This window comes from Streptomyces lincolnensis, assembly GCF_001685355.1.
GTDB classification, from domain to species: Bacteria; Actinomycetota; Actinomycetes; order Streptomycetales; family Streptomycetaceae; genus Streptomyces; species Streptomyces lincolnensis.
Genome location: NZ_CP016438.1, coordinates 9,330,341 through 9,354,971, shown reverse-complemented (window position 1 = coordinate 9,354,971; position 24,631 = coordinate 9,330,341). Strand labels below are relative to the sequence as shown.

At 71.7% G+C, this 24,631-nt stretch carries 22 protein-coding genes; 13 read left to right on the top strand and 9 right to left on the bottom strand.

Features of this window, described 5'->3' with window-relative positions:
• The first annotated feature begins 17 nt into the window (after positions 1–17).
• The 4 genes from SLINC_RS41305 to SLINC_RS41290 all read left to right on the top strand — a co-directional run bounded on the left by SLINC_RS41305 (position 18) and on the right by SLINC_RS41290 (position 4,815).
• A complete protein-coding gene (locus SLINC_RS41305) occupies positions 18–965 on the top strand; it encodes a MurR/RpiR family transcriptional regulator (RefSeq protein ID WP_107406748.1) in 948 nt (315 codons plus the stop codon).
• 301 nt (positions 966–1,266) lie between these two features.
• Positions 1,267–1,647: a hypothetical protein gene (locus tag SLINC_RS41300; protein WP_067443546.1), complete on the top strand. Its 381-nt coding sequence runs from the start codon at positions 1,267–1,269 to the stop codon at positions 1,645–1,647.
• 73 nt (positions 1,648–1,720) lie between these two features.
• Complete coding sequence (locus SLINC_RS41295) at positions 1,721–2,287, top strand: antibiotic biosynthesis monooxygenase (protein ID WP_067443545.1); 567 nt, start codon at positions 1,721–1,723, stop codon at positions 2,285–2,287.
• A 161-nt stretch (positions 2,288–2,448) separates the two neighbouring features.
• Positions 2,449–4,815 carry a SpoIIE family protein phosphatase gene (locus SLINC_RS41290; RefSeq protein ID WP_067443544.1) on the top strand — a complete coding sequence of 789 codons (2,367 nt, stop codon included), beginning with the start codon at positions 2,449–2,451 and terminating at the stop codon, positions 4,813–4,815.
• Between the two features lie 259 nt (positions 4,816–5,074).
• Here the strand turns inward: SLINC_RS41290 and SLINC_RS41285 are convergent, their stop codons facing one another.
• Positions 5,075–5,566 carry a flavin reductase family protein gene (locus SLINC_RS41285; RefSeq protein WP_067443543.1) on the bottom strand — a complete coding sequence of 164 codons (492 nt, stop codon included), beginning with the start codon at positions 5,564–5,566 and terminating at the stop codon, positions 5,075–5,077.
• Positions 5,567–5,687: 121 nt separating this feature from the next.
• Positions 5,688–6,383 (bottom strand): peptidoglycan-binding domain-containing protein, encoded by a 696-nt coding sequence (locus SLINC_RS41280; protein WP_067443542.1) that lies wholly within the window; start codon positions 6,381–6,383, stop codon positions 5,688–5,690.
• Between the two features lie 163 nt (positions 6,384–6,546).
• On the opposite strand from SLINC_RS41280, the gene SLINC_RS41275 reads away from it, so the two are divergent.
• Together SLINC_RS41275 and SLINC_RS41270 are read left to right on the top strand one after the other, a co-directional pair.
• Positions 6,547–7,290: a TetR family transcriptional regulator gene (locus SLINC_RS41275; RefSeq protein ID WP_067443541.1), complete on the top strand. Its 744-nt coding sequence runs from the start codon at positions 6,547–6,549 to the stop codon at positions 7,288–7,290.
• A 199-nt stretch (positions 7,291–7,489) separates the two neighbouring features.
• Positions 7,490–7,918 carry a Zn-ribbon domain-containing OB-fold protein gene (locus SLINC_RS41270; RefSeq protein ID WP_067443540.1) on the top strand — a complete coding sequence of 143 codons (429 nt, stop codon included), beginning with the start codon at positions 7,490–7,492 and terminating at the stop codon, positions 7,916–7,918.
• A 10-nt stretch (positions 7,919–7,928) separates the two neighbouring features.
• Here SLINC_RS41270 and SLINC_RS41265 read toward each other — a convergent pair whose 3' ends face one another.
• A complete protein-coding gene (locus tag SLINC_RS41265) occupies positions 7,929–9,284 on the bottom strand; it encodes a Gfo/Idh/MocA family protein (RefSeq protein ID WP_067443539.1) in 1,356 nt (451 codons plus the stop codon).
• A gap of 242 nt (positions 9,285–9,526) precedes the next feature.
• Here SLINC_RS41265 and SLINC_RS41260 point away from each other — a divergent pair, with 242 nt between their 5' ends.
• Positions 9,527–12,274, top strand: coding sequence for an alpha/beta hydrolase family protein (locus SLINC_RS41260; RefSeq protein ID WP_182449335.1), 2,748 nt, complete (start codon positions 9,527–9,529; stop codon positions 12,272–12,274).
• Between the two features lie 78 nt (positions 12,275–12,352).
• Here the strand turns inward: SLINC_RS41260 and SLINC_RS41255 are convergent, their stop codons facing one another.
• A complete protein-coding gene (locus SLINC_RS41255) occupies positions 12,353–12,733 on the bottom strand; it encodes a PPOX class F420-dependent oxidoreductase (protein ID WP_067443537.1) in 381 nt (126 codons plus the stop codon).
• A 54-nt stretch (positions 12,734–12,787) separates the two neighbouring features.
• Entirely contained in the window at positions 12,788–13,966 is a 1,179-nt protein-coding gene (locus SLINC_RS41250) for a MalY/PatB family protein (RefSeq protein WP_067443536.1), read from the bottom strand.
• A 172-nt stretch (positions 13,967–14,138) separates the two neighbouring features.
• Between SLINC_RS41250 and SLINC_RS41245 the strand changes: the two genes are divergently transcribed.
• A complete protein-coding gene (locus SLINC_RS41245; protein WP_067443535.1) occupies positions 14,139–15,512 on the top strand; it encodes a S1 family peptidase in 1,374 nt (457 codons plus the stop codon).
• 28 nt (positions 15,513–15,540) lie between these two features.
• Here SLINC_RS41245 and SLINC_RS41240 read toward each other — a convergent pair whose 3' ends face one another.
• The 3 genes from SLINC_RS41240 to SLINC_RS41230 all read right to left on the bottom strand — a co-directional run bounded on the left by SLINC_RS41240 (position 15,541) and on the right by SLINC_RS41230 (position 17,880).
• Positions 15,541–16,371, bottom strand: coding sequence for an EamA family transporter (locus SLINC_RS41240; RefSeq protein ID WP_225988460.1), 831 nt, complete (start codon positions 16,369–16,371; stop codon positions 15,541–15,543).
• A gap of 62 nt (positions 16,372–16,433) precedes the next feature.
• On the bottom strand, positions 16,434–16,619 hold the full coding sequence (locus tag SLINC_RS41235; protein WP_067443534.1) for a hypothetical protein: 186 nt from the start codon (positions 16,617–16,619) through the stop codon (positions 16,434–16,436).
• 100 nt (positions 16,620–16,719) lie between these two features.
• On the bottom strand, positions 16,720–17,880 hold the full coding sequence (locus SLINC_RS41230; protein WP_067443533.1) for an ROK family transcriptional regulator: 1,161 nt from the start codon (positions 17,878–17,880) through the stop codon (positions 16,720–16,722).
• A 170-nt stretch (positions 17,881–18,050) separates the two neighbouring features.
• Here SLINC_RS41230 and SLINC_RS41225 point away from each other — a divergent pair, with 170 nt between their 5' ends.
• Genes SLINC_RS41225 through SLINC_RS41210 form a run of 4 tightly spaced genes read left to right on the top strand, consistent with a single transcriptional unit; the run spans position 18,051 to position 22,523 of the window.
• Positions 18,051–19,016 (top strand): carbohydrate ABC transporter permease, encoded by a 966-nt coding sequence (locus SLINC_RS41225; protein ID WP_067443532.1) that lies wholly within the window; start codon positions 18,051–18,053, stop codon positions 19,014–19,016.
• Positions 19,017–19,031: 15 nt separating this feature from the next.
• The gene (locus tag SLINC_RS41220; RefSeq protein ID WP_067443531.1) at positions 19,032–19,952 is read left to right on the top strand and encodes a carbohydrate ABC transporter permease; all 921 of its coding nucleotides are present in this window, start codon (positions 19,032–19,034) and stop codon (positions 19,950–19,952) included.
• 10 nt (positions 19,953–19,962) lie between these two features.
• Complete coding sequence (locus tag SLINC_RS41215) at positions 19,963–21,306, top strand: ABC transporter substrate-binding protein (protein ID WP_067443530.1); 1,344 nt, start codon at positions 19,963–19,965, stop codon at positions 21,304–21,306.
• A gap of 14 nt (positions 21,307–21,320) precedes the next feature.
• Complete coding sequence (locus SLINC_RS41210) at positions 21,321–22,523, top strand: Gfo/Idh/MocA family protein (RefSeq protein ID WP_067446330.1); 1,203 nt, start codon at positions 21,321–21,323, stop codon at positions 22,521–22,523.
• Positions 22,524–22,559: 36 nt separating this feature from the next.
• Here the strand turns inward: SLINC_RS41210 and SLINC_RS41205 are convergent, their stop codons facing one another.
• On the bottom strand, positions 22,560–23,255 hold the full coding sequence (locus tag SLINC_RS41205) for a L,D-transpeptidase family protein (protein ID WP_067443529.1): 696 nt from the start codon (positions 23,253–23,255) through the stop codon (positions 22,560–22,562).
• 383 nt (positions 23,256–23,638) lie between these two features.
• Between SLINC_RS41205 and SLINC_RS41200 the strand changes: the two genes are divergently transcribed.
• On the top strand, positions 23,639–24,613 hold the full coding sequence (locus SLINC_RS41200; protein WP_310736512.1) for a LysR family transcriptional regulator: 975 nt from the start codon (positions 23,639–23,641) through the stop codon (positions 24,611–24,613).
• Positions 24,614–24,631: the final 18 nt, after the last annotated feature.

Sequence of the window (24,631 nt, the reverse complement as noted above, 5' to 3'; positions counted from 1 at the left end):
GGCTATGTTGAACTTCTGTGGGAGACAAAGGAGGCGCACCGGTGCCATCGCCGCAGCAGGCACGCGCACAGGCATCATCGATCACCTCGGGGAAGACCGCACCGGAGACCGAGGTCTCCCCGACGTCCCAGCTCAGGGCGCTCTTCGACCGGCCCCGGCTGTCCCCCGGACAGCGCCGCATCGCCCAGTACCTGATCGAGCACATCACCGAGGCGGCCTTCCTCTCGATCACCGACCTCGCCGAGCGGGTCGGCGTGAGCCAGCCCTCCGTGACGCGTTTCGCCGCCGCGGTGGGCTTCAGCGGCTACCCCTCGCTGCGGGAGAAGCTCCAGTCGATCGCGCTCGGCACCCTGGCCGGCGGTCCCGGGGCGGCGGACGACAACGGCAGCAACGAACTCCAGGCGGCGGTCGACGCCGAGATCGACAACCTGGAGAACCTCCGCCGCGACTTCGCCGACCCCGACCAGCTCATCGACATCGGCCGCCGGCTGTCCCGGTCGACCCCGCTGACCGTCCTCGGCCTGCGCATCTCCGCGTCACTGGCCGAGTACTTCGCCTACGCGGCGCGCCGCGTCCACCCGGACGTCCGGCTGGTGACGCGGGGCGGCAGCGTGGCCTACGACGCGCTGCTCCAGTCGCGCGAGGCGGGCGGCACGTGGGTGCTGGCGTTCTCGATGCCCCGGCACGCCCAGGAGACCCTCACCGCGGTACGGGTCGCCCGCGGCGCGGGACTGAAGGTCGCCCTCATCACCGACCTGGCGCTCGGGCCGATCGCCGACGAGGCGGACGTCGTGTTCGCCACCAGCACCGGCTCCCGCCTGGTCTTCGATTCCTACGCGGCGCCCGGTGTGATGGCCGCGGCGCTGCTCCAGGCGATGACCGACGCCGACCCGGAGCGTACGCAGGCGCGGCTGGAAGGGTACGAGCAGATCTCCGACCAGCACCAGTTCTTCCTGCGGGACTGACAAGCGGCCTGACAAGGGGACCATCCGCGACCATCCGCAACAAAGCGCGCATGAATGTTTTCATGCTCCTTGCAAAGCGGACGGCATATATAAATACTGCTCACGGATCGCACCCCGGGCCGCACCGGGACGTTCCGCTCGCACGAACACTCGTAGCCGCCGTCTCCTACCCGCGTCGGCGCCACGGATGTTCGGTCGGGCGCCGCCTTGCGCGAGCGCCCGTGGCGGCCCCGGTCATCCCCTAGACCGGGGCCGCCCCACCCCGTCGGATCACCCTCACGACGCCGCACCCCCGGAAGCGATGACCATGACCCTGACGACAACGCGCATCAGCCCGGACTGGCCGTGCCAGGTCAAGAACCCCGGCAGCTACGACTGGGAACGCTCGGCCGCCAAGTGGCTGCGCGAACTGGTCCCGGCGCGTTACGCCAGCTATCCGGCCCTGATCCGGCACCCCGTGCTGCTCGCCCGTCACGCGCAGATCCAGGTCCAGCACGAGATCCGCGTCGCCCGCACCGCCCTCCAGACCGCACGGGCCGACCTGCCCGCACTGGGACTCCCGGAGTCGGTCATCGAGCACACGATCAAGCTGTACGCGGCGGAGGTCGGCCAGTTGCAGCACATCGCACGCAGTGTCCGCGCCGTCACCCAGGCACTGGTGGACCACACCCACAGCCGCTGACCGCCCGCCCCGGAGCCGTCGCATCCGTGCCCGCAGGGCATAACTCGGACCCCGCGTGGCACACGTGGTGACCATGAGCACCACCGAAGTACGGCACGGCGAGCCGATCACCACGGTGCTGACCTGGCGGGTGCGTCCGGGCCACGAGCGCGAGTTCGAGAAGTGGACGCGCGGGATCACCCGCTGCGCCAGACAGTTCCCCGGCAACGAGGGCGTCTCGTGGCTGCACCCGGAGGACGGGCACCGCTATCACTCCGTGCTGCGCTGGTCCGATCCGCAGCGGCTCACCGCCTGGCTGGAGTCGCCGGAACGGGCCGACTGGCACAAGCGGATCGAGGGCGTGGCGACGGAGATCGGCAGCGAGCGCCAGTCGACCACCGGGATGGAGACCTGGTTCGCGCTGCCGGGCACGACCGTGCAGGCCCCGCCCCGGTGGAAGATGGTGCTGACCACCTTCCTCGGCGCCTACCCGTTCGTGCTGCTGATCCAGTGGCTGGTGACACCCGCGACGGCCGCCTGGCCGCTGCCGCTGCGCGCCGCGATGTTCCCCCTGGTGCTGCTCCCGGCGCTGACCTTCGTGGTCATGCCGCTGCTGAGCAGGGTGCTGCGGCAGTGGCTGTACCGGCCGCCCGACCACTGACGGCGGATCGGCCCGGCGAGGCAGGGCACGCGCCGACGGCGGAATTCACCGATGCGTGCGTTCCGTGGGACAAGACCACGATCCGACTGCGCCCGATGTGCGATGCTCGACGCGTGACGAGCGAGCCCGCCAGCCCCGCTGATCCCGGCGCCGCGCCCGACATGGCCGCGCTGGCCAAGATCGTTGCCCGCCAGCGTGCCGAGCTGGACCGGCTGCGGGACCAGACGGCCACATCCGCCGTCGTGGAGCGGGCCAAGGGCGCGCTGATGGCGCAGACGGGGTGCTCACCGGACGCCGCCGGCGAAGAGCTGTTGCAGCGCGCCAAGACCGCGCAGCGCACGCTGCTGGAGGAGTGCTGGATCACGCTCGGGGGTCTCCAGCCCCCGCTGCGCCCCGAACCGCCCGGGCCCCCGCCCGCCGCCGTGTCCGACGACGGATCCATGCCCACGTCCGTCCGCACCGGGGAGACGGCCGACGGGGACGACACCGCGGGCCCGGACGACGAGTTCGCCGCGCTGAGCCGCCTCGGCCAGGCCCTGGTCCACGTCGGCGCCCCGCAGGAGCTCGCCCGGTGCCTGCTGGCGCACCTCGCGTCGGACGTGGAAGCCGACGCGGTCATGATCTTCCGTCGCCAGCCCACCGGCGGACTCCAGCTGATCGGGCACGCCGGTGTCGACCACGCCCTGGCCGCCCAGTGGAGCCAGGTACCCCCACTGAGCGGGATAGCCGCGTTCGACGCGTTGCGCACACGGGAACCGCACTGGCTGGAGAACATCGACGCGGACCGGGAACGGTATCTGCTCATCGGCGATCCGCCCGGGCGCTGGCGCTCCCGCGCCTGGCTCCCCGTACCGTCCGGAGACACGGCCGAGGTCTGCGTCGGCGTCCTGCGGACCCGCGGCGGGCCGTTCACGCCTCCCGTGCGGCACCTGCTGCGGGCGGTGGCCCGGCTGTGCGGCGGGCTGCTGCGCACCATCGGCGACCGGCAGGAGCCGGTCATCGGTACGGCGCGGGCCGCGCAGGCGGTGTTCGCCTCGCTGCCGGGTGCCGCCCTGCTGCTGACACCGCTGCGCACCCCCTCGGGAGACGTCGAGGACTACCGCATCGACGCGACGACGGCGCAGGCGGTCGACGTCCTCGGCCGCGCCGAGCAGGAACTGGTCGGCCGGCGGATCCTGGAGTGCTTCCCGAGCCTGGCGGACGAGGAGCTGTGGCACGGCTGCGTGCACGCCCTGACCACCGGGGAGCCGTACGAGAGCGAGCCGTTCGCCCACCAGGAGGTCGTGGCCGGTACCGCGGGGCTCGCCATGTACGCGGTGCGGGCCGCCCGGCTGGGCAGCGGGCTGATCATCACCTGGATCCGCCGCGAGTCCTCCGACCGGCAGGAACAGCGGCTGGCCGACGTGCAGCGGCTGGGCAATCTGGGGTGGGCGACCTGGAACCTGGTCACTCACGAGATCGGCTGGTCGTCCCAGGTCTTCGCCATCTTCGACCGTGACCCGGCGCAGGGCCCGATCCCACTCGCCGACCTCCCGGGCCACACGCTGCCCGAGGACGCGCCGACGCTGGCCCGTGCCGTACGCGAACTCATCGGATCGGGGCGGCCGTTCGACGTACCGTTCCGGATCTGGGCCGGAGGCGGCGTGCGGCATCTGCGGGCCGTCGCCGAAGCGGTGCCGGACGTCGACGGGACGCCGGTGGAGGTACACGGCTTCGTCCAGGACGTCACCGCCCTGCGCAGCGTGGAACTCGCCCTCGTCGAGAGCGAGCGGGCGATCCTCACCCAGCACGGCGTCCTGCGCGCCGAGCGGACCCTGGCCGCCCGGCTCCAGCACGCGCTGCTGCCCCTGCCCACCCGGCCGGTGCGGCTGGCGGGGCTGCGGGTCGAGGTCGCCTACCTGCCCGCGCAGTCGGGGCTGCATGTCGGCGGCGACTGGTTCAGCGCCATCGAACTGCCCGACGGGGACGCCCTGTTCGTGGTCGGTGACGTCGCCGGTCATGGGATCGACGCGGTCGCCACGATGGCCCAGCTCCGCTTCACCGCCAAGGGCATGGTCATCACCGGGTCGTCGCTGACCGGGGCACTGGCCCGGCTGAACACGCTGCTGCTGCACTCCCGGGACACCCACGGCACCGCGACCATGGTGCTGGCGCGCTACCACCCCGACGAGCGGCGCCTGGAGTGGGCGCAGGCGGGCCATCCGCCGCCGTTGCTGTTGCGCGACGGCGAGGTGCGCTACCTGGGCCGGCCACGCGGGATGCTGCTCGGGGCGACCGGCACTCCGGTCTTCGAGGAGGCGGAATGCCTCCTGCGGCCGGGTGACCGGCTGATCCTGTACACGGACGGGCTGGTGGAGCGGCCCACGGAGGGCATCGACAGCGGCCTGGAACGCCTCGCCGAGGCCGCTCTGATCCATCACACGGACGGGCCGAGCTCCCTGGCACCGCTGCTGGCCGCGCTGCTGGAGGGCGACGGGCGGGACGACGTGTGCGTCCTCGACATCCGGGTGCCGACCGACCCGGCGTGACGGGCGGCGCCCGTCCGGTCGCCCGGCGCTCAGTCGTCCCCGCGGTGCCTCCAGTACCAGACCACGCCCACGACCAGGGCCAGCAAAAATACGGCGGGCAGCACCAGGCCCGGGATGCGGGAGCCGCTCATCGGCGTGGCCTTCGGTTTCGGGACGGACGAGCCCTCGGACGAGGGCTGCCCATAGTGACGTCCGGCGATTCATCGACGCCGTCACTTTCCCGACGCGTTGCCCGGTGTTCGAGCCGTGGGGCGGAGGTTCAGTCCAGCGGGTGACCGGGAGGGATGGACACCGCGTCGTCGAGCCGCAGCAGAGGGCCCTTGCCCGGCCGCTCCCCCTCGCCGGAGGCGACCGGGTCCAGGACGAAGCCGACGTGGTCGCCTCCGTCGGCACGCAGCACGATCCCGCCGACGAACCAGGCCGCGGCGTCCGCCAGGACGACCGCCCCGTCCTGGTCCTCGCGCCAGCGGACGTGGGCGAACTTGTCCGTCCGGTCGCCGGTGCGTGAGCCGAACAGCTCGGCCAGGTCGTGCTGTTCGGGGGTGAGCAGGTGCACGGCGAGGAACCGGGCGGAGCGGGCCACCCGGTAGGTGTGGTTCACCTTGGACAGCCACACCACGAACCGGGGTGGCTGGATGGAGCACTGGGAGGCGAAGCCGACCAGACAGCCCGCCCGTTCACCGTCGGCCGCGGCCGTCACCACGCACATGTCGGGATTCAGCCGGCCGAGGAACACGTCCATGCCCGCCATGATCGCTCCGCTCCTCTTGGTCCTGGTGCTGTGGCTTCTGTCAGGGGTCCCGCGGCTCAGCTCATCACGCCACGGCCCCCGATGCCATCGGTGCGCGGGGGAAGGGGCCCGGGGTCCGGGGTCATCCCCCGCTCACCCCGCCCGTCCGGGACTCCAGGGCCTGCCGGGTGTCGTCGCCGTAGACCCCGGTCTCGTCGCCGCGGATGCCGTACCAGAGCTGGAAGCGGGCCACCGCCTCGGTCAGTACGGCGTCGTAGCTGCCACTGGTGGGGCCGTTGTCGTAGACGTCCGGGATGCGCAGCAGCCGTTGCTGGAGGTCACTGACCTCGGGCCCTGCGGCACCCTGTCGGAGCGTGCCGGCGCCGTCCGGGTCGGTGGCGGAGGAGACGGTCGGGGTGGGCGCGGCGGACGCGGCCGGGGGCGCCGACGCGGCCGGGGGCGCCGACGTCTCCTGGGGCGCGGACGGGGCCGGTGCGGCGGTGTCGGCGTTCCGGCCGGGCAGGACGAGGGCGCAGCCGAAGCCGATGACGGCCGCGGCGGTCACGGCCGCCGCGACGGCGGTACGGCGCAGGCCCGGCACCCTGCCACGGGCGACGGGCGGAGCCGGGCGGCCGCCGGTGACGCGCGGCAGCTCCTCCGTCGCCTGCTCGATGCCGGATGTCGGCGCGGGCAGGGGCACCTTCTCGTAGACGCCGTTGTCCCGCTGGTACTCCCGCATCAGCTCGGCGAGAGCGTCGGTGTTGCGGAGGCGCAGCACATGGACCGGTTCGAGAAGCGGACCGTCGTGAGATGTACCCCGGTCGGGCGGTGTCGGCATACTGCACTCCTTCTGTCCCCTTCCACAGGGACCTCCGGCCTTCCCCGGGAAGTGATACGCGGCTGCCGCTCCAGGAGTTCAGTCGTCGTGGATCGACACTCAGTACCCTCTTCCGGCAGCACTGAGTGCCATCGGTACCGGTCCGGGTGCTACGTTCGCGTCCATGAGCTCCAGCAGGGCCGCGGCCCGCCGCGCCGAGAAGGACGAGACGGCTCAGGCCGCGGCCGGGAAACCGCCCATGCGGGACGCGCTGGTCGCGGCCGCCTTCCGGCTGTTCCTGGAGCGCGGGTACGAGCAGACCACCGTCGAGGACATCGTGGGGCTCGCCGGCGTCGGGCGGCGGTCGTTCTTCCGCTACTTCCCCTCCAAGGAGGACGTGGTCTTCCCCGACCACGAGCGGTGCCTGGCCGACATGACGGCGTTCCTGGCCTCCGGCGAGGGCACCGAGGAGCCCGTGGCGCGGGTCTGCGACGCGGCCCGGCTGGTGCTGCGGATGTACGCGGAGAACCCGACGTTCTCGGTGCAGCGCTACCGCCTGACCAAGCGGGTGCCCGGACTTCGCGCCTACGAACTGTCGGTGGTGTGGCGCTACGAGCGCGCCCTCGCGGAGTATCTGCGCGCGCGGTTCGCGGGCCGGCGTGACGGCACCCTCCAGGCCGACGTGATCGCGGCCGCCGTGGTCGCGGCACACAACAACGCGCTGCGCTCCTGGCTGCGTTCGGACGGCCAGGGCGACGCGACCGCCACGGTGGACCACGCTCTCGGGTACGTGCAGTCCGCCTTCGGCGCCGGACCGGCACCCGTCGTCGCCGAGGAGCCCGAGGACGTGGTGGTGGTCGTCTCCCGGCGCGGGGCGCCGCTGTGGCGGGTCGTCCAGGAGATCGAGACCACGCTGGGGCGCGACTGACGCGGGCGGTCGGCCGGTCGAACGGCCCGCCGGCCGCCCCTCGGTCGACAGGGGACACATCAAGGGGTACGCAGTGCCTTTACGAGTGGCACTGAGTGCCATACGCTGAGGCCGTGCACGGTGGCACGGCGACCGGGCACGTGCGTGCACGGTCATCCGGCACGTGGGATTTCCGGCCGAGCGCAGGGAGTTGACCAGCGTGTACCACCCCTCAGGAAACGTCTCCCGTCAGACCGTCGGCTCCGCGGCGGGCCTCCTGGACCCGAGGCCCCCGGCCCCCCGGAGCGCCGACACCGAGGCCATCCTCTTCCAGCGCTGCAACTGGTGCGGTACGGCCATGTACCACCGGCTGCTGTGTCCGGTCTGCCAGGGCAGCGACCTGCGTACGGAGCGCAGCGAGGGTGCCGGGACGGTCCGCCACTCCACGGTGGTGCACCGCAACACTCCCGCCGCGCGCAATGTGTCACTGATCGAGATGGCCGAGGGCTTCGTCGTGCGCGGCCGGGTCATGGGCCCGCCCATCGGCATCCACAGCGGGGACCGGGTACGGCTGTCCACCACGAAGGACCCGGTGCGCGGCGAGCCGGTCTTCCAGCTGCTCGACGAGCCGTACCGCGCCTGGAGCTGACCGGCCGCCGCTACGCGCGCCACACCCCGGGCACCAGATCCCGGATCCGGACCGGCTCTCCCGTCTCGAAGCACCGGTTGGCGGCGAGTCCCACGGCGAGCGCCAGGGCTCCGTCGCGTTCGGTGGCCGTCGGGTGGGTACCGGCGCCGGCATCCGCAGGCTCTCCGGACTCCACGGACCGCACGGGCCCGAACAGCGCGTCGAGCATGCGCGGATCCCCGCCGCCGTGCGCCTCGTGCGTGGTCACGAGCGGCACCTCGACCGGGGGCCGCCACAGCGGCCGGAGGGTGAGTCGCGCCCCGCCCGCGTGCTCGGCGGCGGTGTCACCGTGCACCGCGCCACTGGCGGAGGTGATCCGGCTGCGCGGGGGCTGCCAGCGGCTCTCCTCCACCTCCAGCTCCAGGCGTCCCGCGCTGCCGTTGAACATCACCCGATAGCCCTCCCACGGGGAGTAGGCGGTCAGGTGGTACGTCATCGTCGCGCCCCGGGCGTAGCGGACCAGGACGGACATGTCGTCCTCGATGGTGACGGGGCCGTCGAAGACGTTGCGGTCGCGGACGTAGCCGTTGTCCGGTTCGGCGTCCAGGTAGAGGGCGCGCAGAGTGTCGTCGGCCGCGAGGTCCAGGGCGAAGGGATCGTCGGCGGCCGGGGCGGCGCCGTGGGCGCGGTCGTAGTCCCGGCGCAGTCCGTGGCGTTCGCCCGCCTCCCGGCCGTAGAAGGCGAGCCGGCCGTAGCCGAAGGCCTCCCGGGGCTCGTCGCCCAGCCACCAGTTGACCAGGTCGAAGTGGTGGCTCGACTTGTGCACCATCAGGCCGCCGCTGTGGTGTTTCTCCCGATGCCAGCGACGGAAGTAGTCCGCGCCGTGCCGTACGTCCAGCAGCCACTCGAAGTGGACGGACAGCACCTCGCCGATCGCGCCCTCGGCGAGCAGGGCGCGGACCTTCTCGTGGGCGGGGTTGAAGCGGTAGTTGAAGGCGACGGTCAGGGAGTTGCCGGTGTCGCGGACGGTGTCCAGGATGCGGGCGCAGCGGTCCGCGTCGACGGTCATGGGCTTCTCGGTGACGACGCGGCACCCGGCCTTCAGCGCGGGGACGATGTAGCGGTCGTGCTCGGCGTCGACGGTGGTGACGACGACCTCGTCGATGTCCTCCTTCGCCAGCATGTCGGCGAAGCGGTCGGGCTCCCACGAGGTGGCGGCGGGTTCGCCGGCGGCGGCGAGCAGTCCGTTGTGGAAGGCCATCCGGGTCGGGCTGGGATCGCAGAGGGCGGCGACCAGGTGACCGGGGCGCTCGGCCAGGGCCCGGGTGAACAGCTGGGCGCGGTGGCCGGTGCCGACGACGGCCGCGCGGCGGGTGCTTCGAGTCATGGAAAGCGCTTCCCCCGTACGGCGGTCGACTACGCCCCTCCCTCGGGCGGCTCCCCCGCTCGGGCGGCTCCCCCGCTGGCTTGATCACATCGGTCGGCTCCGGTCATTTAACGGTCACAGACAACCCACAGATGGTCTTTCACCGTCCCTTGTGACATGTGAGGCTCCCGAGACGAACGGGGCGCCCACGTTCGGGGGTTGAAGGAGAGGGACCATTGACCCGTAGTACGCGGCGAATAGGTGTGACCGCCGTGGCGGTACTGGCGGCCCTGGCGGGGTCGCCCGGACTGGCACAAGCCCAACAACCAAGACAGGCACAGCCGTTGAGTGCCTCACCGGCCGGCGAGGAGCTTCCGCCGGGCTGGCGGATCAGCGGCGAGGGCGCCGCGCGTGAGCTGGTCTGGCGTGCCCCGAAGCGCGTGGGGATGGGGGACGCGCGCGTCGAGTTCCATGCCGACGGCAAGCTGCTCGGCGTACCGGATCAGGGGAAGGACGGACGGACCTTCCGTCTCCCCCTCGACGCGGCCGGCACGGCCGAGCTGACCGACCTTCAGGCACAGGCCGCCGGACGCCGGCTGGACGCCCCGGACGACACGTCCGGAAAGGGCAACCCGCGCGCCGTGAAGCCGGCGGCCCAGCTGCCGGCCGGCGCCGTCGACCCCGGGAAGCCCGGGTCGTACCGCACGGTCAAGGGCGAGTACGAGCTCGCTTCGATACGGCTGCCCGGTCTCGCCGAGCCGGTGGAGATGCGCGGCGAGGTGGTGGCCCCCAAGGACGCCACCGGCAAGCGCCCCCTCGCGCTCTTCCTGCACGGGCGGCACCCCACCTGCTACAAGCCCGGCGCCGAGGAGGACATCAACATCGACTGGCCCTGCGCGGCCGGTATGAAGGAGATCCCCAGCCACCGGGGCTATCTGCGCGACCAGCAACTCCTGGCCTCCCAGGGCTATGTGACGGTGTCGATCTCGGCCAACGGTGTCAACGGCCAGGACGGTGACCTCGACGACGCGGGCGCGCAGGCGCGTTCCTCGCTGGTGCGGCAGCACCTGGCCCGCTGGGCCGACTGGGCCGCCCACCCGGAGAAGGCCCCGGCCGCCGTACGCAAGGCGCCGAAGGCGGACCTCTCCCGGGTCCTGCTCGTCGGTCACTCGCGTGGTGGCGAGGGCGTGAACCGGGCCGCGATGGACAGCCTCGATCCGCCGCCCGCCGCCCAGGACGGCTACCGGGGCCCGGTCCGCTGGAAGATCCGCGGGAACGTGCTCATCGGACCGACGATCTTCGGCCAGAATCCGGTCGCGGACGTGCCCTCGATGACGATCCTGCCGGGCTGCGACGGCGACGTCTCCGACCTCCAGGGCGAGGTGTTCGTCGACGGCACGCGCGGAGTGAGCCGGGGCACCGCCCTGCACAGCGCCGTGTACATGGTCGGCGCCAACCACAACTACTTCAACAGCGAGTGGACCCCGGGCCAGTCCGAGGCGCCCTCCTGGGACGACTTCTGGGAGGACGAGGAGGAGCGGGACCCGGTGTGCTCCACGGGCACCGCGACCCGGCTGACCGCCGACCAGCAGCACCAGGCCGGCGCCACCTACATCGCCGCCGCGGCCCGGCTGTTCGTCGCCGGCGACGACCGGGTGCGTCCGCTGCTCGACGGCTCCGGCAAGCGGGCCCCGTCCGCCGACCCGGCCCGTGTGCTGACCCACGCGGTCGGTGCACGCCGGGGCGGCGGCCTCCTGCCGGACGGGCCGATGACGGTGAGCGGCGCCAAGCTGTGCTCGGCGATCGACCCCGACCCTGCCGTCGCCTGCCTGCCATCCGACACGGCCGGCGGCTCACCGCACTTCGCCTCGTGGGCGACCGAGCGGGAGACCGGCCGCCGTGCCATCGCCATGAACTGGTCCGCGCCGGGCACCCCCGCGCGCGTCACCCCCGCCAAGGCGCTGTCCCTGACCGGTTCCAAGGACCTGACGCTGCGTGTCTTCGTACCGCCGAACACCACCGGCACCCAGCTCGACGTCTCCGTCACCGACGCCTCGGGCCGCCGCGCCGCCCTGGGCCGCGTCACGGTGGACGGCCTGCCGGGCAGCGACCGCACCGCCTCCTACTGGGCCCGTGAGGTCCGCGTCCCGCTGAGCGCGGCCACCCGTGCCGGACTCGACCTGCGGCACGTCAAGTCCCTTGAGCTGACCCCGCGTTCGCAGTCCGGTCGGGCCTGGCTGATGGACGCCTGGGGCTGGGCCCCCGGCACCCCGGCCGTGAGTGCGGCGGCGCTGCCCCGGGTCGACATCGGCCGAGTCACCGTCGACGAGGGCGACTCGGGCACCCGCACCTACCGCGTCCCGGTCGAGATCTCGGGCAAGGGCAAGGGCCAGGTACGGGTGTACGTCATCGATCCGGTCACCGGCAAGCAGACCGACAAGCTGGTGACGGTACGGCCCGGCGGCAACCCCATCGACGTACCGGTCGAGGTGAAGGGCGACACCCTCTTCGGCGACGACGTGTGGCACACCGTCGCCGTGAAGGCGGTGCGCGACGCCGTCGTCGGCTCGTACGCGGGCGGGGTCACCGTGCGCAACGACGATCCCGAGCCGGCGATCACCCTGGCGCCGGTCGCGGACCGGGTGACCGAGGGGGGCAAGCTGACCTGGCGGATGTCGGCGTCCGAGCCCGCCGCGGTGGACCTCTACAAGCCGATCCGGATCCTGCCCGTCACCGACGGACCCGAACTGTCCACCAAGGACGTGGACCCGCAGTGGCTGCTGGACGTCTCCGGTGAAGAGGCCGATCCGGAGCGCACCCTGTCCGCGGTGGGCGTGTGGCTGTGGGTCGGCATCCCGGCCGGGAGCACCAGCGTCGACTTCGACATCCCGACCGTCGGTGACCAGGTGGCCGAGCCGACCGAGTCCGTACGTCTGGCACTGACCGACGACGACGGCGAGCCGTTGCCCGGTCATCCGGCGCTGACGGGCACGGTGCTGGACGCGTCGTAACCGTCACGCACGAAAGGGGGGCGCGGGCCGTATGGCCCGCGCCCCCCTCCTTCTTCGTGTCCGGGCGCCCTTCTTGGGTCAGAGCGTCACGCGGATCCCCACCGCGCCGTCCACGCCCCGGCGCAGCCGGCTGCCGAGGAGCGAGAGACGGCCGACGAGGCCGTACTTGCGGGCGATGAGCTTGCGGTAGTGGGCGGTGGTCTCCGCGTCGGTGATCTCGGCGGTGGCGGGTACTTGCTCGCCGGTCGGGTTGCCGCGCAGATCGCAGGGGCCCACCAGGACGTCACCGCGGGCCCGGATCCGCTTCACCTTCCAGGCGTCGGCGGCCGACCACACACCGAGCGCGTCCCCGTCACGGACCACCCACACCGGGGTGGCGACCGGGGTGCCGTTCTTCCGATAGCTGGTGATCAGCAGGTACTTGCCGGCGCCGAGTCGCTCCAGCGAGGTGTCTTCCATGGCCGGAGTCTAGGCGGGCATCCGCGTGGGAACGGCGCCGGGACCGCACCGGGGTCAGTCGAGCGCCGCCGCCATCCGCCGCACCGCCTCCTCGACGATCTCGGGCGAGGTCGCCAGGTTCAGCCGTACGTGCCCCGCTCCCCCGGTGCCGAAGCGGAGCCCGGAGTTGAGGGCCACGCGGCCGCGGTGCAGGAAGGCGGCCGCCGGATCGTCGCCGAGACCGAGGGCGCGGCAGTCGAGCCAGGTGAGGTAGGTGGCCTCGGCGGGCCGATGGGCGATCGCGGGCAGCCGGGCGGCCAGCAGGTCGGCGAGCAGCCGCCGGTTGTCGTCGAGACCGGCCAGGAGGGCGTCCAGCCAGGGGATGCCGTCGCGCAGCGCGGCCGTGTGGGCGATGACGCCGACATGGCTCGGACCGTGGCCGACCTCCTCGGGCATCCGGGCGAGATCGGCGGCCGCCTCGGGCCCCGCGACGGCGAGCGCGGCCTTGAGCCCGGCGAGGTTCCAGGCCTTGGACGCCGACATCAGCGACAGGCCCCGCTCGCCGCCCGGCACGCTCAGGTACGGCACGAAGTCCGCGCCGGGCAGGACGAGCGGCGCGTGGATCTCGTCGGCGACGACCCGCACCCCGTACCGGTCGGCGAGCGCGGCGACGGCGCTCAGTTCGGCGGCGGTGTGCACGGTGCCGGTCGGGTTGTGCGGGCTGCACAGCAGGTACGCGGCCCGTCCTCCACCCGCCACCGAGGCCCGGAAGGTCTCCTCCAGGACGTCGAGGTCCAGCCGGCCGTCCACGCCGAGCGGGGCCTCGGTCACCCGGCGGTCCAGGTGCGTCAGGAACTGGAAGAAGGGCGGATACACGGGCGGGTTCACGATCACCGGATCGCCGGGACCGCTGACCAGCTTGACCATCTCGACCACGCCGAGCATCACGTCCGGCACGATCGCGGTGCGCTCCACCGCGAGCCCGTCCCAGCCCCACCGCTTCTCCGCGAAAGCCGCCAACGCCTGCGCGTAGGCCGTCCCGGCGGGGTAGCCGGTGTCCCCGAGCGCCAGCGCGTCCGTCACCGCGCGGACCACGGGTTCGGCGAGCGGCACGTCCATCTCGGCCACCCACAGCGGCAGCACGTCGTCGGGATAGGTGCGCCATTTCATGCTCGTACGACGGCGGAGGCCGGCGAGGGTGAGTGCGCGCAGGGGATTGGGTTCACCGGACGGGTCGTGCGCGATCCTGGTCATGGGCCACAAGATAGGCGGCCGCGGTGCGGCCGGGAATCGGCGGAACGCAGTGGAGCCGGAAAGATCGCCTGTCCCGTGAACACCTCGGGCCCCGTCCACGTATGGGAGGAGGGCGCTCAACCACGGGAGCGCTCGGTGGTGTTGACCAAGAGTTCGGGTTCGGGAGCCATGCATGAGGCACGCACGACGACGGGTCGTCCGGCGAGTGACGCGGCTGGCGGCCGTCGGCGGCCTCCTCCTGGGAGGGACGATGGTGACGCGCGCGATGGCGAGCGAAACCCCCGCCCCCATACCGCGGACGTACGCGCAGACAGCCGGTGACATGGGCGCTGACCTGGTCACACGCCTGGGCGCGTCCCGTACGGCGGGTGCCTGGGTCGGTGACGACGGCAAGCCGGTGGTCGCGGTCACCGACGAGAAGGCGGCCGCCGAGGTCAAGCGGGCGGGCGCCGCCCCGAAGATGGTGTCCCACAGCATGAACGAGCTGAAGTCGGCGACGGCGACGCTGCGTTCGGCGCCCCGGGTGCCGGGGACGGCGTGGGCGATGGACTACCGGACCAACCAGGTCGTGGTCCGCGCCGACAGCACGGTGTCGGCCGACAACTGGTCGAAGATGACCAAGGTCGCGCACGGCATCGGCAGCTTCGTCCGCATGGAGCGCGCCCAGGGCACCTTCACCACCCGGATCAACGGCGCGCAGCCCATCCTGTCGACCGCGGGCCGCTGTTCGGCGGGCTTCAACGTGACCGACGGGCGCAAGGACTTCATCCTCACGGCCGGACACTGCGGTCCCACCGGTTCCGCGTGGTTCACGGACGGCGGGGGCCGGGAGGAGGTGGGCAGCACGACCACGCAGAGCTTCCCGGGCAACGACTACTCCCTGGTGGAGTACGCGGGCGGCTCGGCCGGCGACGGAGCCGCCGTGGTGGCCATCGGCGACGGCAAGGGTGTGCAGATCACCGGTGCGGCCGATCCGAAGGTCGGGCAGCGGGTGTTCCGTAGCGGCAGTACGAGCGGGCTGCGCGACGGCGAGGTGACGGCGCTCAACGCGACGGTGAACTATCCCGAGGGCACCGTCACCGGGCTGATCGAGACGAACGTGTGCGCCGAGCCCGGGGACAGCGGTGGGCCGATGTTCTCCGAGGGGATCGCGCTCGGGGTGACCTCGGGCGGCAGCGGTGACTGCGCGAGCGGCGGGACGACGTTCTTCCAGCCGGTGACGAAGGCGCTGGCCGATCTGAAGGTGAAGCTGATCGTGGCGGCGCCGGCGGCCGGCGGTGCGGCCGACGCGCCCTCTCCGGCGCCGTCCGCCTCCTCCACGCAGAGCGCGATCGCCCCGGGCGCGGCTCAGCCGGGGGCGTCGGGTCCGGTGGCGGGCGGGCCGGCCGGCGAGGCCCTGCTGTCCCGGATCACGGACCCCAGGAACGTCGGTCCGGGTCTGCTGGTCATCGCGGGGAGTCTGGTGGCCCTGGTGGCGACGCGGTTCATCCGCGCGGAGCAGGACCGCAAGGCCTACCGGCGGTACTACTCGGCGACCTGGAGCTGACGTGACGTAGGCCCCCCAAGGGCCGATGTCACGTCAGCCGAGGCTCAGCAGGACGGTGGCGACGGCCGCGCCGAGCAGGCCGGCCGTCTGTCTGTCTGCGGCTGACCTTCTCGTGGAGCAGCACGAGTCCGAGGAGCACGGGGAGGGCCGGGTAGAGGGAGGCGAGCACCACGGCGACGGCGAGCAACTGCTGCCCGGCGGCGAGCAGATACAGCACGAGTCCGAGCGCGGCTCCCGCCCCGATCAGGAGTGCTTGGACGTACTGTCCCGGCGGCATGCGCAGGCGGTCGGGACGGCGTGCGGCGCCCGGCAGCAGGACGAGGACGGCGGCGACGCGGCCCGCGGCGACGGGCCACAGTCCGCTCGCCGGGTCCGCCTGGGCGAGCGCGATGTACTGCACGGCGACACCGGCGCTGGCCAGCAGGCCGTCCCCGGTCTCACTGCCGGGGCCCGCGCGGCCTCCGGCCACGCACCACAGGGCGGGCACCGTGACGGCGATGCCGACCCAGGCCAGGGGTGCCGGCCGGTCGCCGAGGAGCACCCCGCACAGCACGGACAGGGCGACGCCGGTGACCGCGCTGACGGGGACGACCACGCTCATGGCGCCGCGGCTCAGGCCGCGGTTGAGGAAGTGCATGGCCGAGCCGCTGCCGATGCCGGACAGCGCGCCCCACAGCAGGTCCGCCGGGCGCAGTCCGTCGGCGGGGAAGAGGAGGGCCGCGCCACAGGCGAACAGCAGGCCGCCGAGCTGGCCGAGGAAGGTGACGGCTGCGGGGTGGGCGCGACGGGACAGCAGTCCGCCGGCGAAGTCGACGATGCCGTAGCAGACGGCCGAGGCCAGAGCGAGGACGGGGCCCATCCGGTCAGGGGTGCCCCGAGATCACGGACTGATGCCTGGGGCGGGCTCCCGGCGGGCGGTGATCAGGCCGCGTCGGCCGGCTGGGGGGACGCGGCGGCCCACTCCAGGACGAGGCGTCGGTACTCCTCGCGCTGCTCGCCGTTCAGTGTCCCGCCCGACCGGAGCCACAGGGCCCGGATCTCCTCGTTGACCTCGTCAGCCGATCGTTCGGTAGCGGGTTCAACGGTGGTGGACATGATGTGAAGCATACGACTCCGGACGTGAAGGAGATGTGAGTAATCACGAGCCAATAGGACATTTCGGACCGTGTTACTGATCACGTCCATCTGTCCACCGGGGGTGCGGAGTTCAGGCGTCCGCCGAGCCCAGGACCAGCACCTGGATCGCCAGGACAGCGGCACCGCGGGCCCAGTCGTGAAAGTCGGACACCTTGGTCTCCAGGGCGACCGGAGCGGCCAGCGGGTGCCGGTGGGAGCGGATGGTGTCCTCCACCACCTTGCCCGCCACCTCCATCAGACCGACACCTTCTCCGGCGAGGAGGATCTTCTGCGGCATGACGAAGTTGGAGATCTGGGCGACCAGGACACCCAGGGCGCGCGCGGACTCGGCGACGACGCGGGCGGGCAGCGGCTCCTCGGCGGCGGCGAGGGCGAGGATCTCCTCGTAGGTGTGCTCGCGGCCGGTGGCGGCCTGGATCTGGTAGCGGATGCTGGGGATGGTGAGCAGCGAGATGGCGCTGCCGCGTTCCCCGTCGGGGGTGAGCGGACCGTTGGGGTCCAGGATCCAGTGGCGGCCGAAGCCGCGGTCCTCCTCCGCGTACGGGACGCGGTTGCCGCCCAGGACCAGGCCGTAGCCGATGCCGGCGCCGATGGTGAGGACGACGAAGCGGTCGAGGCCGCGGCCGGCACCGAACCAGGTCTCGGCCTCGACGAGGGCGGCCACGTCGTTCTCGACGACCACCGGCAGTCCGGTGCGCTCCTCGACGAGCGCGGCGAGCGATACGTCCCGCCAGTGCAGGAACGCCGACTCCCCCACCGTCGACCGGTCCTGGACGAGGCCGCCGACGCCGATACCGATCCCGGCGAGCCGGGGGTGGTCGCGCAGGAGCTCGGCGGTCATCTCGGCGAGCAGATCGGCGACCAAGGCGGGGTCGTGGGTGGTCAGGGGCCGGTCGTGGCGGGCGACGATATGGCTCCTGAGGGTGGTGACGACGCCGTAGACCATGTCCTCGGTGATCTTGAAGCCGAGGAAGGAGCGGGACTCGGCGACGACGTCCAGGGGCTGCGAGGGGCGTCCCTGGCGGGCCTCGGCCGGGGTGCCCGCCTCGGGGACCTCGACCAGCAGGCCGGACTCGATCAGCGGTTTGGTCAGCCGGGTGAGGCTGCCCGCCGACAGGTCCAGCCGTCGTGCGATCTCGGTGCGCGAGAGCGGGCCGTGGACGAGCACCTCGATCGCCACCGAGCGTTCGCCCGGGCTCAGCGGCAGCCAGCTGGCGGCACCTGCGGTCATCAGGTTCGGACCTCTCGACGACGATTTCTTTTGCCATGAAACCAACGTGACCATTCTACGGCCCATCAGGTGGCCAGGAAAAGATATTTGCACGCCCCTTGACGCCAGGATTCTTCCGCCTCAAAAGTAAGTGGCCGAGGACGAGCCGCCGCAGACGAGGGAGTCTCCCGATGACCATCGCCTCCAGCAGCCCACCGTCGCGTCTGCCCCTGGGCGGCGCCGAGGGGGCGCGGACCACACCGAGGACGCAGCGGGCGGGGGCGGGTGAGAGCCGGGGCGACGGGCGCCTGGCCGCGGTGTTCCTCGCGCCGGCCCTGCTCGGTTTCGCCGTCTTCCTGCTCTGGCCGACGCTGCGGGGCGTCTATCTGAGCTTCACCCGCTTCAACCTGCTCACCCCGGCGGAGTGGGTGGGCCTGGACAACTACGTCCGCATGGTCAACGACCCGATCTTCTGGAACTCGCTGGCGGTCACCGTCGAGTACGTGCTCATCAACATCGGCGTGCAGACCGTGGCGGCGCTGGCGATCGCGGTGCTGCTCCAGCGGCTGACGCAGTCGGCCCTGCTGCGGGGCATCGTGCTCACCCCGTATCTGATGTCGAACGTCGTCGCCGGCCTGGTGTGGCTGTGGATCCTCGACACCCAGCTCGGCATCGGCAACGAGATCCTCGCCGCCGTCGGCGTGGACCGCATCCCGTTCCTCGCCGACGAGGCCTGGGCGATCCCCACCATCGCGCTGATCAACGTCTGGCGGCACGTCGGCTACACCGCGCTGCTGCTGTTCGCCGGCCTCCAGGCGATCCCGAACGACATGTACGAGGCGGCCCGGGTGGACGGCGCGAGCGAGGGGCGGATGTTCTGGCGAATCACGATGCCGCTGCTCAGGCCCGTGCTCGCGGTCGTTCTGATCATGACGGTGATCGGTTCGTTCCAGGTGTTCGACACGGTCGCGGTGACCACCGCGGGCGGCCCGGCGAACGCCACCAACGTGCTCCAGTACTACATCTACGGCTCCGCCTTCGGCCGCTTCCAGTTCGGCTACGCCTCGGCGATGTCCGTCGCCCTGCTCGTCGTACTGAGCGCGATCACCGTCCTTCAGTACCGGCTCACCCGGGCCGGCCGCACCGACCTCGGCTGACGGAAGGAGATCACCGTGGCTGCCGTGACAACGACGACGAGCGCAGTACGGCCGGTCGGGCGCAGGGTCTCCCCCGGCCGGATCGCCGCCTGGACCGTGATGGGCCTGATCGTGCTCGTCACCCTGCTCCCCTTCTACTGGATCCTGCGCACCGCGCTGTCCTCCAACGCGGGGCTCAGCGCCGACCCCGCGAACCCGCTGCCGGTGGACATCGGCGCCGGCGGCTTCGAGCGGGCCCTCGGCATGCAGTCCGCCAAGGAGGCGGTCGCCCAGGGCGGGGCGGGCGGCGGGCTCGACTTCTGGCGTTATCTGCTCAACTCGGTGTTCGTCTCAACCCTGATCACCGGCTGTCAGATCTTCTTCTCCGCGATGGCCGCCTACGCCTTCGCGCGACTGCGCTGGCGCGGCCGGGACAAGGTGTTCGGGCTGTTCCTGGCCGGGCTGATGGTCCCGACGATCTTCACCCTGCTGCCGAACTTCGTACTCATCAAGCAACTGCACCTGGTGGACACCCTGTGGGGCATCGCGCTGCCCAGCCTGTTCATGACCCCGTTCGCGGTCTTCTTCCTGCGCCAGTTCTTCATGAACATCCCCCGCGAGGTCGAGGAGGCGGCGCTGCTCGACGGCGCCGGGAAGGTCAAGATCTTCTTCCGGGTGGTCCTGCCGATGGCGTCCACGCCGATCATCACGCTGTCCGTGCTGACGTACATCACCGCCTGGAACGACTACTTCTGGCCGCTGATGGTGTCCTACAGCGACAGTTCACGCGTGCTGACCGTGGCACTGGCGGTGTTCCGGGCGCAGACCCCGGCGACCGGCGTCGACTGGTCCGGGCTGTCGGCGGCGACCCTGATCGCCGCGCTCCCCATGCTGGTGCTGTTCGCGTGCTTCGCGCGCCGCATCGTCAGCTCCATCGGCTTCACCGGAATCAAGTGAGGGGACTGTGATGCGAACTCGTACGCTTCTCGCGGCGGCCGGAGCGCTGGCGCTGTCCCTGGTCAGCGGATGCGCGCAAGGGGGCGCCGCCGGGTCCTCCCCGCACACGGTCACCTACTGGCTGTGGGACGCCAACCAGCTGCCCGCCTACCAGGCCTGCGCGAAGGGGTTCGAGCGGGAGAACCCCGGACTGAAGGTCAAGATCACGCAGTTGGGCTGGAGCGACTACTGGACCAAGCTCACCGCCGGGTTCATCGCGGGCACCCAGCCGGACGTGTTCACCGACCACATCCAGAACTTCGGCCAGTTCGCCGGCCTGAAGGTCCTGGAGCCCCTGGACGACCTCGGCATCGAGAACTCCGACTACCAGCCGGGCCTCGCCGCCAACTGGATCGGCCAGGACGGCCACCGGTACGGCGCCCCCAAGGACTGGGACACGGTCGCGCTGTTCTACAACTCCAAGATGGCCAAGGACGCCGGGATCACCGCCGAGCAGCTGGGCAGCCTGTCCTGGAACCCGAAGGACGGCGGCACCTTCGAGAAAACCATCGCCCACCTGACCATCGACAGGAACGGCAAGCGGGGCGACGAGCCCGGCTTCGACAAGAACAACGTCAAGGTGTACGGCATGGCCACGGGCGGCGGCGGCTTCGGCGACGGCCAGACGCAGTGGAGCCCCTTCACCGGCTCGGCCGGGTGGAACTATCTCGACAAGGCGCGCTGGGGCACGAAGTACCAGTACGACAGCAAGACCTTCCAGTCCGTCATCGACTGGTACTTCGGACTGGCGAAGAAGGGCTACATGCCGCCCCTGTCGGACTACAACATCCAGTCCAACCAGCAGAACACCCAGATCGCGGCGGGCAAGGCCGCCACCGCCTTCGACGGCGCCTGGATGATCTCCACCTACGCGGGCTTCAAAGGCCGGGACATCAGGACCGCGCTCACCCCCGTCGGGCCGACCGGCAAGCGCGCCACCATGATGAACGGCCTCGCCGACTCCATCACCAAGGCCTCCAAGAACAAGACGGGCGCCCGGAAGTGGGTGGCCTACCTGGCCTCGGACAAGTGCCAGACCGTCGTCGGCCGGTACGGCGTCGTCTTCCCCGCCACCCCGGCCGGGACCGAGGCCGCCGTCGCCGCGTACGAGAAGAAGGGCATCGACGTGTCGTCCTTCACCGAACCGGTGGCCGACAAGAAGAACTCCCTGACCTTCTCGTACCCGATCGCCAGCTACTCGGCGGACATGACGGCGCTCATGCAGCCCGCGATGGAGGACATCTACGGCAACGGAAAACCCGTGAGCAGCCTCGACCGGACCAACGAACAGATCAACCTCATCCTCTCCCAGTGAAGGGCACGCGTTTCATGACGTTCTCGCTCGGCATCGTCGGCGCAGGCCAGTTCTCCGGCCAGTTCGCCACGCTGTTCCAGGCCCATCCCGGCGTCGGCGACGTCTACGTCACCGACCTGCTGCCCGACAGGGCCGAGCAGCTCGCCGCCGCGCAGGGGCTGGCCGGCACCTTCCCGTCGTACGAGGCGATGCTCGAGTCGCCCGCCGTGGACGCGGTCGCGATCTTCACCCAGCGCTGGACCCACGGTCCGCTGGTCGTCCAGGGGCTGAACGCCGGCAAGCACGTGTACTCGGCGGTGCCGATGGCGATCACCACCGAGGAGATCGCGGCGATCATCGACGCGGTCCGGGCGACCGGGCTGACGTACATGATGGGCGAGACCAGCCAGTACAACCCGGCGACCGTGCACGCCCGCAACCAGATCGCCGAGGGCGCCTTCGGGCGGATCTTCTACGCCGAGGGCGACTACGTCCACGACATGGACCTGGGGTTCTACGAGGCGTACCAGTACAGCGGCGGCGAGAACTGGAAGGAGACCGCCAGCTATCCCCCGCTGCTGTATCCGACGCACTCGGTGGGCGGGGTGCTGGGCGCCTGGCAGACGCACGCGGTGAGCGTGTCGGCGATCGGCGTGACCGACGACCGCGGGGACGGGGTCTTCGACAAGGAGGTCAGCCAGTTCGGCAACGACGTCTCCAATGCGACCGCATTGTTCGAGGTGGCGGGCGGCGGGTCGTTCCGTACGAACGAGTTCCGGCGGGTCGGCTATCCCTCGCACATCCGGGAGTCCCGGTTCCGGTTCTTCGGCACGGAAGGGAGCATGGAGCAGCTGGCGACGGTGGCCCTGTGGCAGGACAAGAACGGGGTGAAGGACATCAGCGAGCTGCTGGAGCCCAAGCCCACGCTGTCCCCCGACGACCCCTCGCTCCAGCACATCGCGCCGGATCTGCGCGCCGCGTTCACCTCGGGGTCGGCACCGGTGCACGACCGGGGGCGGCTGCCGCGGGAGTTCGACAACCTGCACAACGGGCACGAGGGCAGCCACCACTTCCTGGTGGACGACTTCGTGACCGCGGTCACCACACGGTCACTCCCCTCGGTGAACGCCTGGGTGGCCGCCCGCTACACCCTGCCGGGCGTCATCGCGCACGAGTCGGCGCGGCAGGGTGGGGCCCGGCTGGAGATTCCGGACTTCGGGGACGCCCCGGGGGCCTGAGCGTCCCGTCCGTGCGAGCCGGGTGCCTGCGGTGTGTCAGGTGCCCGGCTTGCGGCCGTACACGAAGACGTCGTCGCCGTTCTTCAGCAGCGACCAGTACTTCTTGGCGGTGGTCTTGGTCATGTTGACGCAGCCGTGCGAGCCCGGCGGGTTCCACATGCTGACGCCGACCGAGTGGAAGGCCTGGCCGCCGTCGAAGAACTGGGCGTAGGGCATCGGCACGTCGTAGATGCTGGAGACGTGGTCGATGTTCCGCCAGTAGATCTTCTTCAGACCGGTGCGGGTCTCGTAGCCGTTGCGGCCGGTGCGGACCGGGACGGGGCCGTAGACGAGCTTCTTGCCGTCCTGGATCCAGCTGAGCTGGAGGGTCAGGTTCACGCAGGCGATACGGCCCTTGTTCACCGGGCACTTGCCGTCCTTGTTGGGGTTGTTGCCGACGGCCTTCTGCTTGTTCATCAGGTTCATCACTCCCCAGGTGACGGACCCCGCGTAGCCGGCGTTCGGTGTGATGCCGTGCTTGGTCTGGAAGGCCTTGATGGCCTTGCAGTCGGCGGCCGACTGCTTGCCGTCGACCGGGCGGCCCAGGAACTTCTCCACCTGCTTCTGGTAGGGCCCGGTCTGGGTGGTGCAGCTCGCCGCCGCCGCGGGCGTGGCGCCCAGTGCGAGCGTGAGCGGTGCCACCAGTCCGGTGATCCCGAGTGCGACGGCCGACCGTCTGCGTATGGCCCCCATGGTCTTTCCCCCTTCAGGCAATCCTTCGATCTCTCTGCCAGCTAGACCGGTGCCCGGGGAATTCGGTTGTAGGGCCCGTCACGCTGCGACGAAACGGTGACAATCGGCGCCGTGCAGCCGGCCGGCGGGCAGGCGTCGGCCGTAGGCGATCAGGAGGAGGTCCTGCGCCGTGCCGTACAGGGGCTCCCCCGCGCCGAAGGACCAGTCGAGGTCCTAGGCGCACAGCCGGACGCCGTGCAGGTCGGAGCCGAAGAACCTCAGGGTGCGCGGGGCGATCGTGCCGAGGACGATCCGCAGCCGGTCCTCGGGGCGCGGCGGTCGATGCCGAGGGCGACCGTGACGTCCAGGCCGTGGACGACGTGTGCGCCACCACCTCGCGTGCCTTGGGAAGCGCAGCGCACGACCTCGCCACCGCCATCGCCGCCGAACGCACCGAGCTCGCCGACCTGTTCACCGGCCTGACCCCCGAGCAGTGGGACACACCGAGCGTGTGCGCGGGCCGGCGGGCGAGCTTCTCGCGGGCCGCGGCACGGCTGCATCTGGCGCAGCCGGGGGTGAGCGCGCAGATCCGGCGGCTCGAACGGGAGCTGGGGCAGCCCCTGTTGGACCGTTCCGGCCGCTCGGTGCGGGTCACCGAGGTGGGTGAGGCGGTGCTGCCGTACGCGCGGGCCGCGCCGGCGACCGTGGACGGGGTGCGGCAGACCACGGCGGAGTTCACCGGGCTGCTGCGCGGCCGGGTGGGGATCGGGCTGATCCCCGGAGTGCTGGGCCACGAGGCCGATGTGCCGGGGCTGTTGGCCGACTTCCACGACGACCATCCACGGGTGGAGATCACCCTCACCGAGGACACCTCCGACCGGATGCTCGCGGCGCTGCGGCGCGGGGAGCTGGACATCGCCGTGGTGGGGGTCGAGGACGAGGAGTCGCCGCCCGGCCTGGCGACGCGGGTGTTCGTGGACGAGCCGCTGGTGGCCACCGCGTCCGAGGGGCATCCGCTGTTCGCCGCGTACGGCGGTGCCGCGACGGTGCCGGTGGCCGCGCTCGCGGAGTATCCGCTCATCAGCCTGGTCCGTGGGACCGGGGTGCGGGCGGTGGTCGACCGGCTGTGCGCCGAGGCGGGGTTCCGGCCGCGCATCGCCTTCGAGGCGGCGGCTCCCGACGCCCTGGCCCGGCTCGCGGCCCGGGGGCTCCGGGGCTCGGGGTCGCCGTGCTCCCCGGTCCGGATCCGGGGTTCGGACTGCCGACCCTGCGGATCGACGATCCCCGGGCGCGGGGCCGGGTCGCGCCGGCCTGGCGCACGGAGGGGCCGACGGGGCCCGCGGCGCGGTCGCTGCTGGTGCGGCTGTCGGAGGCGTTGACGCGGTAGGCCCGGCCCG